Source organism: Bacillus sp. ABA4_010, assembly GCF_056159105.1.
Window position 1 is genome coordinate 1,100,937 of sequence record NZ_JBSWUN010000003.1, and the last position, 16,620, is coordinate 1,117,556.

The 16,620-nt window shown below is 42.0% G+C and carries 14 protein-coding genes, 1 pseudogene and 1 riboswitch; of the genes and pseudogenes, 12 read left to right on the plus strand and 3 right to left on the minus strand.

Annotated features, from left to right (window positions below; all coding sequences use genetic code 11):
• Positions 1-13 precede the first annotated feature (13 nt).
• Positions 14-454, plus strand: coding sequence for a GNAT family N-acetyltransferase (locus ACXAEO_RS06645; RefSeq protein ID WP_474879455.1), 441 nt, complete (start codon positions 14-16; stop codon positions 452-454).
• Positions 455-571: 117 nt separating this feature from the next.
• On the opposite strand, the gene ACXAEO_RS06650 is transcribed toward ACXAEO_RS06645, so the two are convergent.
• Complete coding sequence (locus ACXAEO_RS06650; RefSeq protein ID WP_474879457.1) at positions 572-1,009, minus strand: carboxymuconolactone decarboxylase family protein; 438 nt, start codon at positions 1,007-1,009, stop codon at positions 572-574.
• Between the two features lie 169 nt (positions 1,010-1,178).
• Between ACXAEO_RS06650 and ACXAEO_RS06655 the strand changes: the two genes are divergently transcribed.
• The 11 genes and pseudogenes from ACXAEO_RS06655 to ACXAEO_RS06705 all read left to right on the plus strand — a co-directional run bounded on the left by ACXAEO_RS06655 (position 1,179) and on the right by ACXAEO_RS06705 (position 14,606).
• Positions 1,179-1,634: an Lrp/AsnC family transcriptional regulator gene (locus ACXAEO_RS06655; RefSeq protein WP_474879460.1), complete on the plus strand. Its 456-nt coding sequence runs from the start codon at positions 1,179-1,181 to the stop codon at positions 1,632-1,634.
• Positions 1,635-1,962: 328 nt separating this feature from the next.
• On the plus strand, positions 1,963-2,235 hold the full coding sequence (locus ACXAEO_RS06660) for a hypothetical protein (RefSeq protein WP_474879463.1): 273 nt from the start codon (positions 1,963-1,965) through the stop codon (positions 2,233-2,235).
• Positions 2,236-2,372: 137 nt separating this feature from the next.
• The gene (locus ACXAEO_RS06665) at positions 2,373-3,023 is read left to right on the plus strand and encodes a DsbA family oxidoreductase (RefSeq protein ID WP_474879466.1); all 651 of its coding nucleotides are present in this window, start codon (positions 2,373-2,375) and stop codon (positions 3,021-3,023) included.
• Positions 3,024-3,091: 68 nt separating this feature from the next.
• Complete coding sequence (locus tag ACXAEO_RS06670; protein WP_474879469.1) at positions 3,092-3,667, plus strand: TetR/AcrR family transcriptional regulator; 576 nt, start codon at positions 3,092-3,094, stop codon at positions 3,665-3,667.
• 258 nt (positions 3,668-3,925) lie between these two features.
• A complete protein-coding gene (locus ACXAEO_RS06675; protein WP_474879472.1) occupies positions 3,926-4,363 on the plus strand; it encodes an OsmC family protein in 438 nt (145 codons plus the stop codon).
• Between the two features lie 324 nt (positions 4,364-4,687).
• Positions 4,688-4,882: riboswitch (cobalamin riboswitch) on the plus strand.
• Between the two features lie 242 nt (positions 4,883-5,124).
• Positions 5,125-10,542 carry an S-layer homology domain-containing protein gene (locus tag ACXAEO_RS06680; RefSeq protein WP_474879474.1) on the plus strand — a complete coding sequence of 1,806 codons (5,418 nt, stop codon included), beginning with the start codon at positions 5,125-5,127 and terminating at the stop codon, positions 10,540-10,542.
• A 75-nt stretch (positions 10,543-10,617) separates the two neighbouring features.
• Entirely contained in the window at positions 10,618-11,424 is an 807-nt protein-coding gene (locus tag ACXAEO_RS06685) for a DUF4430 domain-containing protein (RefSeq protein WP_474879476.1), read from the plus strand.
• On the plus strand, positions 11,424-12,302 hold the full coding sequence (locus tag ACXAEO_RS06690; protein ID WP_474879478.1) for an energy-coupling factor transporter transmembrane component T: 879 nt from the start codon (positions 11,424-11,426) through the stop codon (positions 12,300-12,302). Before ACXAEO_RS06685 ends, ACXAEO_RS06690 begins: the two co-directional genes overlap by 1 nt.
• A 32-nt stretch (positions 12,303-12,334) precedes the next feature.
• A pseudogene (locus ACXAEO_RS06695) lies at positions 12,335-12,400 on the plus strand (hypothetical protein); the annotation flags it as partial.
• Positions 12,400-13,953: an ABC transporter ATP-binding protein gene (locus tag ACXAEO_RS06700; RefSeq protein WP_474883999.1), complete on the plus strand. Its 1,554-nt coding sequence runs from the start codon at positions 12,400-12,402 to the stop codon at positions 13,951-13,953. The pseudogene ACXAEO_RS06695 and the gene ACXAEO_RS06700, both read left to right, overlap by 1 nt.
• The gene (locus ACXAEO_RS06705) at positions 13,923-14,606 is read left to right on the plus strand and encodes an ECF transporter S component (RefSeq protein WP_474879481.1); all 684 of its coding nucleotides are present in this window, start codon (positions 13,923-13,925) and stop codon (positions 14,604-14,606) included. Before ACXAEO_RS06700 ends, ACXAEO_RS06705 begins: the two co-directional genes overlap by 31 nt.
• Before the next feature lie 84 nt (positions 14,607-14,690).
• On the opposite strand, the gene ACXAEO_RS06710 is transcribed toward ACXAEO_RS06705, so the two are convergent.
• Entirely contained in the window at positions 14,691-14,963 is a 273-nt protein-coding gene (locus ACXAEO_RS06710) for a hypothetical protein (RefSeq protein ID WP_474879484.1), read from the minus strand.
• Between the two features lie 191 nt (positions 14,964-15,154).
• Positions 15,155-16,558 (minus strand): MocR-like pyridoxine biosynthesis transcription factor PdxR, encoded by a 1,404-nt coding sequence (gene pdxR / locus ACXAEO_RS06715; RefSeq protein WP_474879486.1) that lies wholly within the window; start codon positions 16,556-16,558, stop codon positions 15,155-15,157.
• Positions 16,559-16,620 lie beyond the last annotated feature (62 nt).

Here is a 16,620-nt window from a genome sequence, read left to right on the forward strand (position 1 = left end):
AGGATGATCGTCGATGAGTTTTACATATTGTCTATATAACGCCATTCCCGAAGCGGGTGTATTAGAGGGGATTTTAGCACTGCATAGAGCGATTTTTGGTTCTTCTGATGACGTAGTTACTAAAATGGCACGTAAACCAAATTTGTTAGTCATGACGGCTGTAGAAGACAATAAAATTATAGGATATAAAATCGGGTATGAAATGGATGAGAACACCTTTTATAGCTGGTTAGGTGGAGTCGATATTAACTATCGAAAGCATGGTGTTGCTTCAATGTTAATGAAAAAGCAACATGACTATTTAAAAGAAAAAGGCTACAAGGTCGTTCGAACAAAAACGATGAATAAATGGCGCGGTATGCTTATTTTAAATATTAAACATGGCTTTGATGTCATCCACACGTATGTCGATGAAAAAGGATTACATAAAATCGTGCTGGAAAAAAATTTGTGAAGCCGAAACTCTTGAACGGAACAGAATAATATAAATACACCCAAACATGCCTTATTTCTAGAGAAGGACGTTTGGGTGTAAAATCTAAAAATTTTTCATTCTAGTCTAAAGTCCAGCTTATCTACTGACATTTGAATTTTCTGTATGGGCTGGTTGCAAATCCATTACCGCCCCGAAAAATTGTGAAGCCGTTGTGAAACAGATAAAAGCACAAAGTTCGCTGATTTCTGCTTCTGTGAATGTTTCCTTTAAGACCATGAAAATCGATTCTTCTATTTGTCCTCGCTGTTTTAAAAATACTTCCGCAAAGCCGGCCGCTACAGTGGTTTTCTCATCGAATTGCTCACGATTCGGCTTTCCTTTTGCCTTACAATATTCACATCCATTCTCTTGGGCAAGCACTTTCCGAACTTGTTCTTTCAAGGCTGCTGATAGTTGTCCATCCTCTTCAAGAGTCTCGCCTAATCCATTCCACGCTTCCATGATTAGCAAGTTATGCCCTAATAGTTGCTGAAACGGTGTGTCCCCATGTGTAGATGTTGAAATTCTAGTCATCTTTGTTTATTCCTCCTTATAATTTATCCCGCTTTAGCGAGCAGTAAGCTTCTAACGATGGGAGTTTCCTTTATCGTACTGAAAATATGGACGAAAATCCGTTCCATTTGCTACGAATACAGGATATATTTATTTCAAATGATATTCTTTTTAAATAAGGAGTAAACAAATGAAAATCGATTCCGTGGATATGCAAATTTTAAAGCAGCTTAGTGCGAATTCTCGACTTTCCATCCGAGAGTTGGCAAAAAAAGTGAATTTATCCGCTCCTTCTGTGGCGGAAAGGGTAAGGAAGTTAGAAGATGAAGGGGTCATTGAAGGATATACAGCGAAAATTAATTATGAAAAATTAGGCTACTCCATTAAAGCGATTTTGGAAGTCACCATTAAAAATGGGAAGTCTGAGCGATTTAAACAATATATTGAACATCATCCAAGAGCTGTGTTTTGTTACCGAGTGGCAGGACCGGCATGTTATATGGTTCAAATTTCGGTAAGGGAGTTGCAGGAAATAGAGGAGTTTATCAATAATGTGTCTGAATTTGCCCAAACGGTCACCCATATTGTGTTTTCAGCCGTTGATTTGAAAGACAATTTGTTGACTCATTATGAGAATGAAAAATGAGGAAATATAAAAAAAGTTAGCGGTTTTCTTTAAGTCGTTTACGTGTTAGTCTAGCAACGAGTTAATGAAATCATTAATCATTTGTCAGCTTTCCTGCCCACCTGTTGGCATCCGGGCAGGAAGTTTGGTACAGTAAAGATAACGAATTGGCGGAGTACTTCCTTCATCAATAAAATGTCTATGTTGTGGTGAAAATTTGTTCACGGAAAATTATTTATTTGTAAGCGTTTTCAATCTTTCGAAAATATGTTAATATATGAGAAAAGATGAAGGTGATGAGACGGATGCTTTTCGGCTTGCTGGAAAATATATATGGGAGGGTTTGAGCATGGGAGAAAAACGTTTTGCAGAGAAGTATGCCTTTCTTGAAAAGCAGGTGAATGAGTATATGCAGATTTTACTGTTGAAAACACCAGAGCAGGTCATCCATTATTTTGAAAAACGATTGGCCAAATACAAAGCACTTATAGAAAAACGTGAGCTTTATCCAGAAAGTGCGGTGCTGTATATGGAACAGCTTATTGGCGAGTATGCCATAAACATCGCCACCATAAAAGAGTACATGAAATATAAGCAAGAAAAGACGTTTAATGCTATATAAATCTAAGTGGATGGACGAGAAAAGCTTCTTCGGTCCATCCTTTTTGTTTGTCTAGCGGAGGCCTATTGTTAGACATTTATTCAGATGAGCCATATAATTGTACCGACTAGTAGGTACAAAAAGGGAGGAGAATTTGTATGAACAAGAAAAAGCTAATTATTTATTCGGATTTCATTTGTCCATTTTGTTATATTGGCAAGGTCAATGCAGAACGTTTGGTGGAGAAGAATCCAAATATTGAGCTAGAGTGGAGAGAGTTTGAACTGCATCCAGAAGGACAGCCTGATCCAAAAAGTCCATATATGAAGCAAGCGCAAGAAAATGTTAATCGTCTAGCAGCGAATTATGGTATTAAAATGAAGGCGAATGTATTAACAACGGTGACAAGTGAATCACGTATGGCCATGATGGGCTTATATTTTGCGAAAGAATACGGAAAGTTGGAACCGTATCGCGAAGCCGTTTTCCATGCATACTGGCAGGAAGGAAAAGACATTGGCGACCTTGATATTCTTTGTGAAATTGTAGCGAACTTAGAAATGGATGCAGATAAATTCCGTTCAGCAATGCAGGAAGAAACGTATTTGCCATTGGTATTGGGTGAAATTGACAAAGCAAGGAAAAATGAAATAACAGGTGTACCCACTTATCAATATGGCGGGCACATCACGATGGGAGCTCAGTCTGTCGAACGACTTGAACGTTTCATTCAAGCAGTGGATGATTTAGAGGCAGCGGAAAGCCATAATGAAGCCGCAGTTTGCGGACCTGATGGCTGCGAGATATAACGTGAGTTTTTCCTTTCGGCCTAGGTTGAGATATAATGAGGACGGGACTGGAAGGGGGACGTATCGGTATGTCAAAAAAAGAAGAGATTATTCAAACCGCAAGGCGAGTTATTCATTCGAAAGGTTATCAAGCAACGGCAATCAACGATATACTACAAGCCGCCAGCATTGGAAAAGGACAATTCTATCATTATTTTTCGTCCAAGCGTGATCTTGGATTGGCGGTTGTTGAACAATTGACCCGTGAATGGGAAGAACGATTAATAGTGGGTATCCTTCAAGGAAATGGTACAGCAACAGAAAAGCTGAACCATATGTGTGAGTTTGTCTTGTCATATCATAAAGGAATGGAAGGACATCCAGGCTGTCCGATGGGAAACTTGGCCGTTGAAATGAGCGAACATGATGAGCAATTTCGTCGCATCTTACAGGCTTTTTTCACACAATGGATTACTGCTTTAGAAAAAGTGTTAGTAGATCTTTCCGCTGAAACAGATTTTCGCCCGATGGTTAGCTATTATGTGCATGCCCAGTCGATGGTTGCACAAATTGAAGGCGGTATTTTATTAATGAAATCAGCGATGGAAGCCGAGGTATTAGTGAATACTATTGCAGCCATTCGCTTTCAGCTTCAGCTTTCTTAACTGAAGCTGAGTCGTTTTTTTGCTTCCGTTAAAATCATATGATACTATACATTCTGTACCGACTGGTAGGTACAGAGTGTGTAGTAGTCATTTGAATGTAAGGCGGCTTACATCATTTGTATGTTGAATCGTTTAAAATGACTTATATGTTAAAGGCTATGTTGATTTTTCGTTTCTTTATATTAGCGAAAAGTGCAGATTAACAGCATCAATTTAACGAAACTTAAAATGAAATAAAACAATCGGAGGAATAACAAAATGGCAAAAATGACAGAACACATTACATCAGTATCTGAAGGAATGCAAACGAAAGTAACAGCGAAAAACCATACAATCATTATCGATGAACCAGCAAATATGGGAGGAAAAGACGAAGGTGCGAACCCATTGGCAACGTTATTAGGCGCACTCTCTGGCTGTGAAACAGTTATTGCAAACATGGTCGCAAAAGAAATGAACTTCCAATTAGACGGTATCGATTTTGATATTCGCGGTGAATTCGACCCACGCGGCTTAATGGGTGACGCAAGTGTACGTCCATACTTTGAAAAAGTTATCATTGATGCATCTGTTAGAACAAACGAATCTGATGAGCGCATTCAAGAACTTCAACAAAAAACAGATGCTCGCTGCCCTGTCTTCACAACATTACAAGCAGCTGACATCGAAATGGTAGTCAACTGGAAAAGAGCATAATGAACAAAAAGAGCCCCGGCACATGGAAATTTCATGCTGGGGCTCTTCTGTTAAGGTCACTTAAGCAGATGTTACTAACTTTGCACGGAAGCTAGAAGTCACTGGTTTTTTTTTAGGGGGAAGCACTGTTTTTAATCACAGTCAACTTCATTTGAATAGAAATGTTTATTATCAACTATAGGCTCTCTGCTTGAATAAACTTTCAAAGGTTCACCTAAGCGGCTGTCGCCAATCCCGCAAGGGGGGCCAAAGCCGCTTGCCAGACAAATATTTTACTAGACTCTTTTGTCAATATTATGTATGATTACATGGTAATTACAACTATACATAATCGAGCGGCATGGTGCTGAAAATGTTCATTTTTAGCTTAAAAGGGAAGTCCGGTGAAAGTCCGGTGCGGTTCCGCCACTGTAAGTGGGGAGAGACCTTGCATGATGTCACTGTTTCTACAAGAAACGGGAAGACGCAAGGAATTGTTGATCCACGAGCCAGGAGACCTGCCATGTTGCGGATGCCATTAGCCTGCGGGAATAGGGAAGGTGTCACGTTCGGGATATAAACAGCTACTGTACAAGAAGAGCGTTTTCGTTCTTCTGTTGCTTTGATACGCTAATTGACCGGTGATTTCGTGTACAAAGCCCTTTGCTTATGAAGCAGAGGGCTTTTTCATTTTCCTTTCTCGCCCTTTCCAGAAAGGCATCTGCTCAAAGTGGATGCAAGTTGTAAAGTCCAAATATTCAAAAGATACAAAGGGGGAGAACATGATGAACAGCCAATCGAAAAGAATCGTAGCGTTTATGCTTACATTTTTACTTTTGCTTGCACAAGTAGTTGGCGGCTTTGCGCCTGTTGGACAGGCGGAAGAAATTACGTTGGCACAAAAAGTAGAAGAGCAACTGACAGATACGAAAGAATATTTTACATCGTTGCCGGCTCCTAGAGATGATTGGGATGCTTTTGCTTTTTATTTAGCGAATAAACCCGTCAGTTTATCATACGTAGAAAGTCTAGTTAATAAAATTAAGGGGAATAACGGAAATTATAGCAAAACGACAGATCTTGCGAGAACGATTATTGCGTTAAATGCTGCTGGTTACAATCCATTAAATGTAGATGGAATAAATTTAGTTGAAAAACTATACAACAAAGAAATGAGTCAAGTGAGTGCAGAAAATGATGCAGCATGGGCTCTTTTAGCTTTTGACAGTCAAAACTATGACATTCCGAGCGATGCTAACATCAACCGAGAGCTCCTTTTAGATCATCTTGTAAGCAAAAGCCTGTCAACAGGCGGATGGGGCCAATCGGCGATTGATCCTGATATTACAGGAATGGTCATGAGCGCTTTAGCACCATATAAACAGAAGTCAGAAGTGGAGGCTGTTTTGAATCAAGCAGCCGAGCGATTGGAAACAGTTCATCCGGTTAACAGTAATAGCTTAGCTCAAATGATTCTTGGGTTAACAGCTGCTGGTATTGACCCTGCTTCAGATGATTATATCTATAATAATGAAAATTTAATAGAACAGCTTTTAAGCTTTGCGTTTGCCTCTACTCATGAATATAAAGGACAGTTCCGTTGGACAAGAGGTGATGATGAAGCGAATGAGATGGCAACACAGCAATCTTTATTTGCTTTAGAAGCATATGATCGTCTTGTAAAAACGGGAACAGGTGTTATTTTCCAAGAAATTAGCGGAACCGTCCAGCAGCCTGGGACGTCTGAAGTAGCGACTGTCCGCATTGTTCCTTTAAATAAAGCAATTGCAAAAGGGGAAACCGTTCAATTAACGGCTGAAGCAAAAAATGGGGAAGGAACTGTTGTAGAAAATGCTTCTTTAGGATGGAGCAGCTCCAATGCGACGATTGCAGAAGTGAGTAATCAAGGACTTCTGACTGCAAAAGCAGTGGGAACTGTTACGGTTACTGTTCATTCCTTAGAAGATGAAAGCATTAAAGGTTCTATCGAAGTGACGATTCAGCAACAGTCTTCTGCAGCAGTAACAATCGTAGTAGAAGGACCAGAAAGTCATATTGCCACAGGGCAAGTTCAAGCGGTCAACGCACTAAAGGCGTTAGAGCAGTTATTAACTGAAAAAAATATTCAATATGACCTAACAGACTCTCCATACGGGATTTATGTAAGTTCTATTAACGGAATCGATGCTGGAAAATATGGCGGCTACGATGGTTGGAACTATGTTGTAAAAAGGGATGGTGAATGGATTAATCCGAGTGTTGCAATAGCTGATTTCGAGTTAAAGCCTTCTGATAAAGTGATTGTCTATTATAGTGATAGTACAGCTATTGTGAACTCGGTGGAAGTCAGCCCATCTGAGCCGAAAGAAGGAGAAGCTTTCACTGTTTCGGTTCAACAGGTGGAATGGGTATGGAACAACGACACTGGTGCCATGGAGGAACAAGTCACCCCAGCTGCGGGTGCAACGGTGAAAATCGACAATCAAACGATTCAAACCAATAGTGAGGGAAAAGCTGTTTTTACAAGCGGCTTAGCCCAAGGAAAGTATGAAATTGAGATTACAAGGTATGAAGATAACGAAGCGGCTTCTCTTCTACGGGAAACGCTCCCGCTTGAAGTTGATGCAGCACCTGTCGTCACGGTAACGGTAGAAGGGCCGAACAGTCCGATTACAACAGGTCAAGTTCAATCAACAAATGCACTCCAAGCGTTAGAAAAACTATTAACGGAAAAGAATATCCAATATGACATAGTAACGGCTAGCTTCGGGAAATATGTCGATTCCATTAACGGGGTAGCAGGCGGATCATACGGCGGCTATGACGGCTGGATGTTTGTGGTGAAGCGTGCTGGTGAATGGATTCATCCTGATGTCGGAATGGCTGACTTCAGACTGAAGTCTTCTGACGAAGTAATTGTGTATTATGGTGACGGCACGGCAATTGTAAATTCGGTGGAAGTCAGCCCGACCGAACCAAAAGTGGGCGAAGCGTTCACCATTACTGTGAAACAGTGGAAGAAGATATGGAATCCTGACTGGACATCGTCAGAGGAAATCACCCCGGCTGCGGGAGCAACGGTGAAAATCGACAATCAAGCGATTCAAACCAATAGTGAGGGAAAAGCTGTTTTTACAAGCGGCTTAGCCCAAGGAAAGTATGAAATTGAGATTACAAGGTATGAAGATAACGAAGCGCCTTCTCTTCTACGGGAAACGCTCCCGCTTGAAGTAAATGCGGTACCGACCGTTACCGTGACCGTAGAAGGGCCGAACAGTCCGATTACAACAGGTCAAGTTCAATCAACAAATGCACTCCAAGCGTTAGAAAAACTATTAACGGAAAAGAATATCCAATATGACATAGTAACGGCTAGCTTCGGGAAATATGTCGATTCCATTAACGGGATAGCAGGCGGATCATACGGCGGCTATGACGGCTGGATGTTTGTGGTGAAGCGTGCTGGTGAATGGATTCATCCTGATGTCGGAATGGCCGACTTCAGACTGAAGTCTTCTGACGAAGTGATCGTGTATTATGGTGACGGAACGGCAATCGTGAAATCGGCGGAAGTTAGTCCATCGGAACCAAAAGAGGGTGAAACGTTCACGGTCACGGTGAAACAGCTGAAATGGTTATGGAACTCAGACTGGACATCATATGAACAAATCATTCCAGCTGTAGGTGTAACAGTGAAAATTGGTAGTCAAACCGCTCAAACGAATAGTGAAGGAAAAGCTACTTTCACAAACGGATTGACGGCTGGAAATTACCAGATGGAGATAACTGGTTACGCAGGAAATAGTGTTCCTAAAATTGTGCGAGTTACGCAAGCATTAACTGTTGCGAAAAAATCTGACTCAGGAACGACGGTGCCAACGAAGAAGACTGCGAAAATCTCCATCATTGGCGATAGCCAAAAAGGAACGATTTTATCTCGTACATCTATTGACATTGAAACAGGCGATACAGTATATGATGTATTAATTAAAGCAATTGGCTCTTCAAAAGTGGAAACGAGCGGAATTGGCTCAAGCAAATACATTGTCGGTATCGACGGATTAAATGAATTTGATCGCGGTCCGAAAAGCGGTTGGATGTTTTCTGTTAATGGTGACTATATTGAAAAGAGTGCCAGCTCTGTTAAAGTGAGTGACGGCGATGTCATCGTGTGGAAATATACAACAGACTTAGGTGAAGACATCGGGGCGGGAAGCGGTGGAACAACGACTACACCGACAACAGATATCCCAAAAGAAGTTCCATCACAAGTGGCCGATGCGTTAACCAAAAATGAAAAGGCGGCGGGTGTAAACAAACCGGTAACGAAAGAAACGTCGGTTACATCTGTTTTGAATGCCAGTCAAAAAATGAGTGCAACCGAGGCAAAAGCGTTAAAAGAAACCCTTGCGGCAAATGTAGTGAATACGAGCCAAAAGGTGACAACGAGCGCTGATACAACGATTAATGATTCCAAACAGGAAACAAAGCTAATCGTGCCAAAAGGTGCGTTAAAAGAAAGTAAAACGATTGCGGTAAAAGAGTTGACGTTGCCAGTCTCAAACGAGGTTATCTCGTCTGTTTACGAATTCTCGCCAAGCGGGACGACATTTGAAAAAAATGTTTATTTATCACTGAAAGTAGCGATGGACACGGTGCAACCGGAACAGCTCGTGTTAGCATGGCTGGATGAAACAACTAACGAATGGATTGCGTTGCCGACGGTAGTGGATGCGAAAACAGGCCTAGTTACTGGAGCGGTTGAGCATTTCACAAAGTTTGCCGTCCTTGATACAGCACAAATGGCCAGCACTGCGGACATGACGCTTGCGGAAACAGCCATTGAAAAAGCCGTCCAGCACATTTTAACAAGCGGTGATGTTAGTGACTGGGAAGCCTTTGCGCTTGCAAGTGCGAAAGCAGAAGTACCATCTGAATACATTCAAACAGCAGAACAACTTGTGAAAGACAAAAACGGATATTTCCGCAAAATCACGGACTACGAACGTCTTGCTCTATCGATAAAAGCAGCTGGGTATGATCCACAATCGTTTGGCGGCTATAACTTAATTGAGAGCATTTACAATGCTCCATTATTAACAGCTCAAGGAACGAACGGGATTATTTTCGCACTAATTGCACTCGACAGCGCCGACTATTCTGTTCCAGCCAATGCGAAGTGGTCAAAAGAAGCCATTATTGATATGATTTTGGAAAGCCAATATGAAAATGGTGGTTTCCCATTAACAAATGATGAAGAAGCAAGCATTGATATCACAGCGATGGCTTTGTCGGCGTTAGCGCCTTATCAAGAAAGAGCAGACGTCAAAGCAGCGATTGAAAAAGGTGTGAACTGGCTATCTGCCCAGCAAAATAATAAGGGCGGGTTCAGCATGTTTGGAGAAGAAAACAGCAGCAGCCTTTCCCAAACGATTATTGCGCTTTCTTCACTCGGAATCGATCCGAGAGGCGAAGCGTTCACGAAAGCAGAAGGGGACCTTATTACAAGCCTGCTTCAATTCCAAACAAACAAAGGTGGCTTTACACATCTTCCGTCTGGAGAAGAAGATGAGATGGCAACAGAACAAGCGTTGATGGCCTTTGTTGCCTATGAACGTTTCTTAAAGAAAGAGTCTAACCTTTATGATTTGAAAGAGACGGTGTCTCTGTATAAAGATGATGCGTCCATTGCTTCATGGACAAAAGAATCTGTGTATAAAGCGAAGGAATATGCGTTAATGGAAGGAGCAGACGGCTCTTTCCATCCGAAAAATACGTTAACGCGCGCGCAATTTACTAAGATTTTAGTACGAATGATTGGTGCACAGCCAAATGAGCAAGAGAAAGCAGCCTTCTCAGATGTAAAAGCAGACAGCTGGTTTTACGGTTATGTAGAAACGGCGAAGGCAAAGGGGCTCATTCAAGGCTATCCAAACGGTGAGTTCAAGCCGTATGCGCCAATTACAAGACAGCAAATTGCGGTAATGATTGCAAGAGCTTTTGAACTGAAAGGAAGCACAACAACACTTTCTTATAAAGATGTTGATACAACCGATCAAGAAGCACTGCTGGCGATTCAAGCGATGCAAGAAGCAGGTATTATGATCGGGTCCAACGGAAGTTTTAGACCGTATGAACACGTATCAAGAGAGATGGCAGCCGTCATTGCGGTTCGCTTGTATGAAATGATGAACAAATAATAAAGGGAAACAAGAGAGAACGAAAACCTTGAAAAAGGGTCGTTCTCTTTCCTGTTTTTCCAGGGAGGGACATGTATGAAAATATCTTTCATTTCATTTTTAATTATTATGCTCGCATTGACCGGTTGTGGCAAAGAGGCAGCTAAACAAGAAGTTGAGAAAGAACAAGCCGTTCAGCAAGAAGAAACAGTGGAGAGCGAAACGGAAAGTTCAGCTGATGCCGATGAAATTACAGAAAAAACAGAGACAGCAACGCAAGAGACAGAGGAAAAAGAGTCTGTAGCTGAAACCGCTGAAAAGAAAGAAACCGCCCCACCAGTTGTACAGCAAGAAGAGAAGCCAGAAGCAAAAGCAGAACCTGCTAAACAGGCTGAACAGCCAAAAGCAGCGTCGCAGGAGGCGACACCAATTGCTAAACAGAAGGTGCAGGAAACCGCACCAGTCGCAGAAAAGCCGGTTCAAAAAGAAGTAGCGGCAAAGCCTGTGACACCTGCTGCTACGCCTAAGCCGGAACAGCCAAAACAAGAGGAACCGAAAAAAGAAACAGTTTCCATTTCCATTAAAGGTGACAGTGGACATGGGACCGTACTGTCAGCGGTGGAAGTCGAACTAGCCGAGGGCGATTCAGTGCTCGATGTGCTGAAAAAAATTACGAAGGAAAAGCGTATTCAGCTTGACTATTCAGGAGCCGGGGGCGCTGCTTACATTGAAGGGATCGACAATTTATATGAATTTGACCGCGGACCGACGAGTGGCTGGATGTTTAAAGTAAACGGGGTATTTGCGAAAAAAAGCGCGGGGGCGGTTAATGTGAAAAACGGTGACCGCATTGAATGGGTATATACGACCGATTTAGGAAAAGATGTAGGGGCGCCGCAGTAATGAAGTCGGGCTTTGCGTCTTTTCATCCTGTCGTTTGCTTCGTTTACTATGTGAACTTATTTCTTTTCAGCATGCTTTTTTTACATCCCTTTTTTCTTGTCACACTCTTAGTGGGAGCAGCGGCATTGAACGGATTGCAGCATCAAGGGGCGAGGATGAAGCGTTCATTTCCTTTTTTTCTTGTTATCGGTCTCGTGTTTTTTATTATTAATCCGCTCATTTCCCATCGTGGAACTCATATTTTGTTTTACATAGGCAGTGAGCCAATCACCTTAGAGTCCGTCTTATATGGGTTGATGATGATGCTATCTTTAATGACCATTATGACGGCATTTCTGTCCTATAACCGCATTATGACAGCAGATAAATTTCTTTTCTTATTTTCTTCGTTTTCGCCGAAAGCGGCTTTGCTGTCCATGATGGCGGCACGGTTTGTCCCGTTATTGAAAAGAAGACTTTCTGATTTAACAATTATTCAGCGTACAAGAGGACTCAATCCGCAAACAGGATCCATAAGAAAACGAGCAGCAGAAGGGATGCAGCTTCTTCAGCTCCTTCTTTCCTCTTCTTTAGAAGAAGCGATGCAAACAGCCGATTCAGTAAAAGCAAGAGGATATGGAACGAGCAAACGAACCGCTTATTTTCCGTACCGAATGGGCGTAATGGATTGGACAGTGCTTGGATTGTTGGCAGTGAGCGCCGGGTTGGCATATGTAGGCTGTGTATTCGGCTATGGACGACTGCAAATTTATCCAGAGCTGGAATCGGTCTTGTTTACTCCATATGAGTGGATTACTTATAGTGCAGTCTGCTTCTTTTTAATCATACCGCTTGTCATTGAAGGGAGAGAAGAAATACGATGGCGCTTTTTGAAATAAAAAATGTTTCGTTTCATTATCCGGACGAACAAATGAACACACTAAACGATATTACATTGTCCATTCCTGAAGGAACGTTTACCGTCTTATGCGGGGCATCAGGAAGCGGCAAAACGACGTTGCTGCGCCATTTGAAAAAGAGCTGCAGCCAGTTGGAGCACGTACTGGCCATATTTTATATGATGGGGTTCCGCTTGAGGAGCAGCCGGATGGACGAACAGCGGAAGAAATCGGAATGGTATTTCAGCATCCTGACGAGCAAATTGTGATGGATACTGTTTGGCATGAAATGGCATTTGCATTAGAAAATCGAGGTTACCCGACGGATGTGATTCGAAAACGGACAGCGGAAATGGCGCAATTTTTCGGATTGGAGTCACTCTTGCATCAATCCGTTCACAACTTGTCTGGAGGACAAAAACAGCTTGTTAATTTAGCGTCTATTCTTGTTCTACAGCCTCGTGTCATTTTGCTGGATGAACCGACTTCCCAACTGGATCCTGTGGCAGCGAAAGAATTTTTGCAAATGTTAAAGCGTTTGAATGATGAGTTTTCCATGACCATCATCATAAGCGAGCATCGGCTGGAAGAAGTCTTTCCGCTTGCTGATCAAGTAGTGTTTATGGAAGAAGGAAAAATTCGTCATCACGGCGAGCCGACAGCGGTTTGTCGTGCTATTTTGTCTCAGCATGATCATACGCATTTTCATTATTTGCCATCAATTGCCCAACTTTATTTAACGTTGGAAACAGAGAAGGAACTCGATGTGCCGCTTACGGTGAAAGAAGGGAAACGGTGGTTTAAGGATGTGCCGCTTCATCAACAGGTAGAAAAAAAGGAAGAGCGCTATCTGTTTACAGAACCGCTTCTTCAATGTAAAGAAGTCAGCTTTCAATATGAACGAGAACAGCCAATGGTATTGCAAAAACTGTCTCTTTCTATATACAAAGGAGAATTTTTAGCTATTCTCGGTGGAAATGGGGCAGGAAAATCAACGTTGCTTCAAGTAATGGCAGGACTTCTTCAACCGCAGCGCGGACAAGTTCGCTTCGAAGGGAAAAAGGTACACCGTATTAAGGAAGCGGAGCGATTTCAACGCATCGGTTATTTGGCTCAAAATCCGCTGTTATATTTTTCACATGACACGATTATGGAAGAGTTAGAATTCGCCGCAAAGCGTTCAACCGCTCTTTTACCAGAACAAGAGATGAAAAAGCTGATTGACTTACTGGATTTATCGCCAATTTTGCAGAAGCATCCATATGATGTGAGCGGTGGCCAGCAACAAAAAACAGCGCTCGCAATCGTTTTATTGTCTCGTCCGTCTATTTTACTGCTCGATGAGCCGACAAAAGGATTGGACGTTGTGTCGAAGGAAAAGCTAGCATTGATTCTTCAATCGCTTCGTCAAGAGGGTCTGACTATTGTAAGTGTCACCCACGATGTCGAATTTGCAGCCAAACAGGCGACGAGATGCGTACTTTTATTCGATGGGGCTATTACATCAGAAGGAGAGCCTGGCGCTTTCTTTTGTCATCATTATTTTTATACGACGACGGTTCACCGAATTGTACGCGATCGCCTTCCGAACGTGTTTTTATATGAGGAGGTGGCGCATTTATGCAGCGCTCCAACATCATCCTTTTCATAACCGCAGGGGTACTGGCGGTTTTACTGCTCGTGACGTCTTTTACGATGAATCAATCCTACTTGCTTGTTGGCATGATGATGGTCGTATTTGCGATGATTCCTTTTTTTATCCGGTTTGAACGCCGGCAAATTCAATCAAGGGAACTGGTGTTAATTGCGCTGCTCGCTGCGTTTGCTGCCGTTAGCCGGGTTCCGTTTGCGGCCTTGCCGAGCGTTCAGCCCACATCGTTTGTTATCATCATGTGTGCCATCGTTTTCGGCGGTGAAGCCGGATTTTTAATCGGTTCGCTCGCTGCTCTTGTTTCCAATATGTTTCTCGGTCAAGGTCCTTGGACACCTTGGCAAATGTTTGGCTGGGGGATGATGGGACTAACGGCGGGAATGTTAAAAGACACATGGCTGATGCAGCATAAAGCAGGAAGAGCGGTCTACGGGTTTGCGGTGGGGATTTTATTTGGCTGGCTGATGAACTCGTGGTTTTTGCTAAGCTATGGGGAAAGTATTACGTGGGAAGCGATTGCCGCTGCCTATGCGGCGAGTTTTTATTTTGATTTGGCGCACGCGCTGTCGAACGTCTTCTTTCTTACATTATTCAGCGCTTCATGGCTAAAGATTTTACAAAGATACAAGAAAAAATATGGGATTTTAACGTAGAAAATCATCATGAAATAAAAGAGAACTTTTCTTTTTGCGGTTCAGAAGCAAAAGGAAAGTTCTCTTTTTTTATAGTATCCTCATTTATAGACATCGGAAGACGTTATGCTCCTTTAACGTGTTTTTTAGTTTAAACATAATTGTGTTATAGACTTCGTATTTGTAGATATGTAAGAGGGCATCGTGTAAGTTATAAGCTTTGAAAAAGAAATCGATTTTCTTTTCGGCATAACGTGTAATCTGTTCCTTATAAAAAAGTTTTTTCTGTTCAATTTTTTCACGAATATCGGAAGTTAAGGAGAAAATAAATTGTAGGATCGAAGCGTCCATCGTTCCGCAATATTCAACTACATTCATTGTATTTACCCCCTTTGTCAAGATATTGTAAATAAAATTTATATTTTCTTTACAATGTATTTACATTATTGTAATACATTTTAGGTGAAAAGCAATGGTTGTGACAAAACTAGTCAAAATGTGATGGGTTTCTAATTTCAGTCGCATGGACATTCAGAAACTTCGACATGTTTCTCTACCACTAAAAGCGTTTATGAAAACCAAGCTTTCGTTAATCTTTTTACGCCTTCTTCAATTTGATGGATTGGAATTTGACTAAACCCGAGCAACAGCAATGGCTTGCCCTCTTTTTTAGGCGGGATCCAGTATTTGTCGGTTGAATAAACGCGAACACCAGCTGTCTCTGCTTTTTGCATTAGTTCTTTTTCCGTCAGGACGGTATCGATTGTAATCAGTAAATGTAATCCGGCTTTTTCACCGACAACTTTCACTCGATGACCAAAATGGTGTGTTAATGAATCGACGAGAATGCGGTGCTTTTTTTGATATAAAATTCGCATTCGCCGAACATGCCGGTCCCATTCTCCGTCTTTCATAAAGAAGTACAGTGTATGCTGGATTGCCCGAGGGACCGTTGAGATATAAGTTTGGAGAAGATGGTCGTATGCTTGAATGAGACGGTGAGGCAAGACGATATAGCTAATGCGAAGGGACGGTAGCAACATTTTGGAAAAGGTCCCTAAATAAATAATCGATTCGTGTTGATCTAGTTCTTTCAAGGCAGGAATGGGCTTTCCTTCATAGCGAAACTCTCCGTCATAATCGTCTTCAATAATATAGTGATTCGTGTCAGTTGCCCATTGCAATAACTCCAACCGGCGGTGAAAGGGCATGACCATTCCTACCGGATATTGATGGGATGGCGTCACGTAGACGATGTTGGCACGACTTGTTTTTAACGCTTCCACAGAAATTCCGTTTTCATCAAGCGGAATAGGGGTGACTTGAAACCCGTGATGTTCAAATGTGTAACGGGCACGATTATAACCCGGATTTTCTATGGCAAGGCAGTGCGTATTTTGAAACACCGTTTGACATAGCAAACTTAATGATTGCTGTGTGCCAGAAGTTAAGATAATTTGTTCAGGTGTACATATCACTCCTCGTGCTTGATACAAGTAAGCGGCTATTTCCTCCCGTAACTTATATTCTCCTTTATAATGCCCGTACGATTTCGGTTCTTCCACTTCCCAATTGTAGGCATCGTTGCTATACTTTTTCCACAATCTCATTGGAAACACACTCATATCAACATTTCCGTATTGAAAGTCAATCATTGAAGAAGAGAGGATGGGAGCTTCCGTGGGCGAAGGAGTTTGAACAGATTTTGTCTGAATGACATCTAACTCTAAATGCTGAACGAACATCCCGCTCTTTGGCTTGCTTATAATATAGCCTTCGGCGAGGAGCTGTTGATAGGCTGTTTCGACTGTATTGCGGCTTATTTGTAGATGTTGGGAAAGAACACGAATGGAAGGGAGTTTGTTCCCGCTTTTCAAGGTCCCTTTGATAATGTCTTGCTTCAGGTGTTCATAAAGCTGCAAGTAGAGTGGCAAAGGGCTTTGTTTATTTAACTTTGGCGATAAGAGATGCATAGTACCCCCTTTCTGACCCCTCTTAAAAAAACAAAACTGTCACTTTATAAAAGGTCAAAATA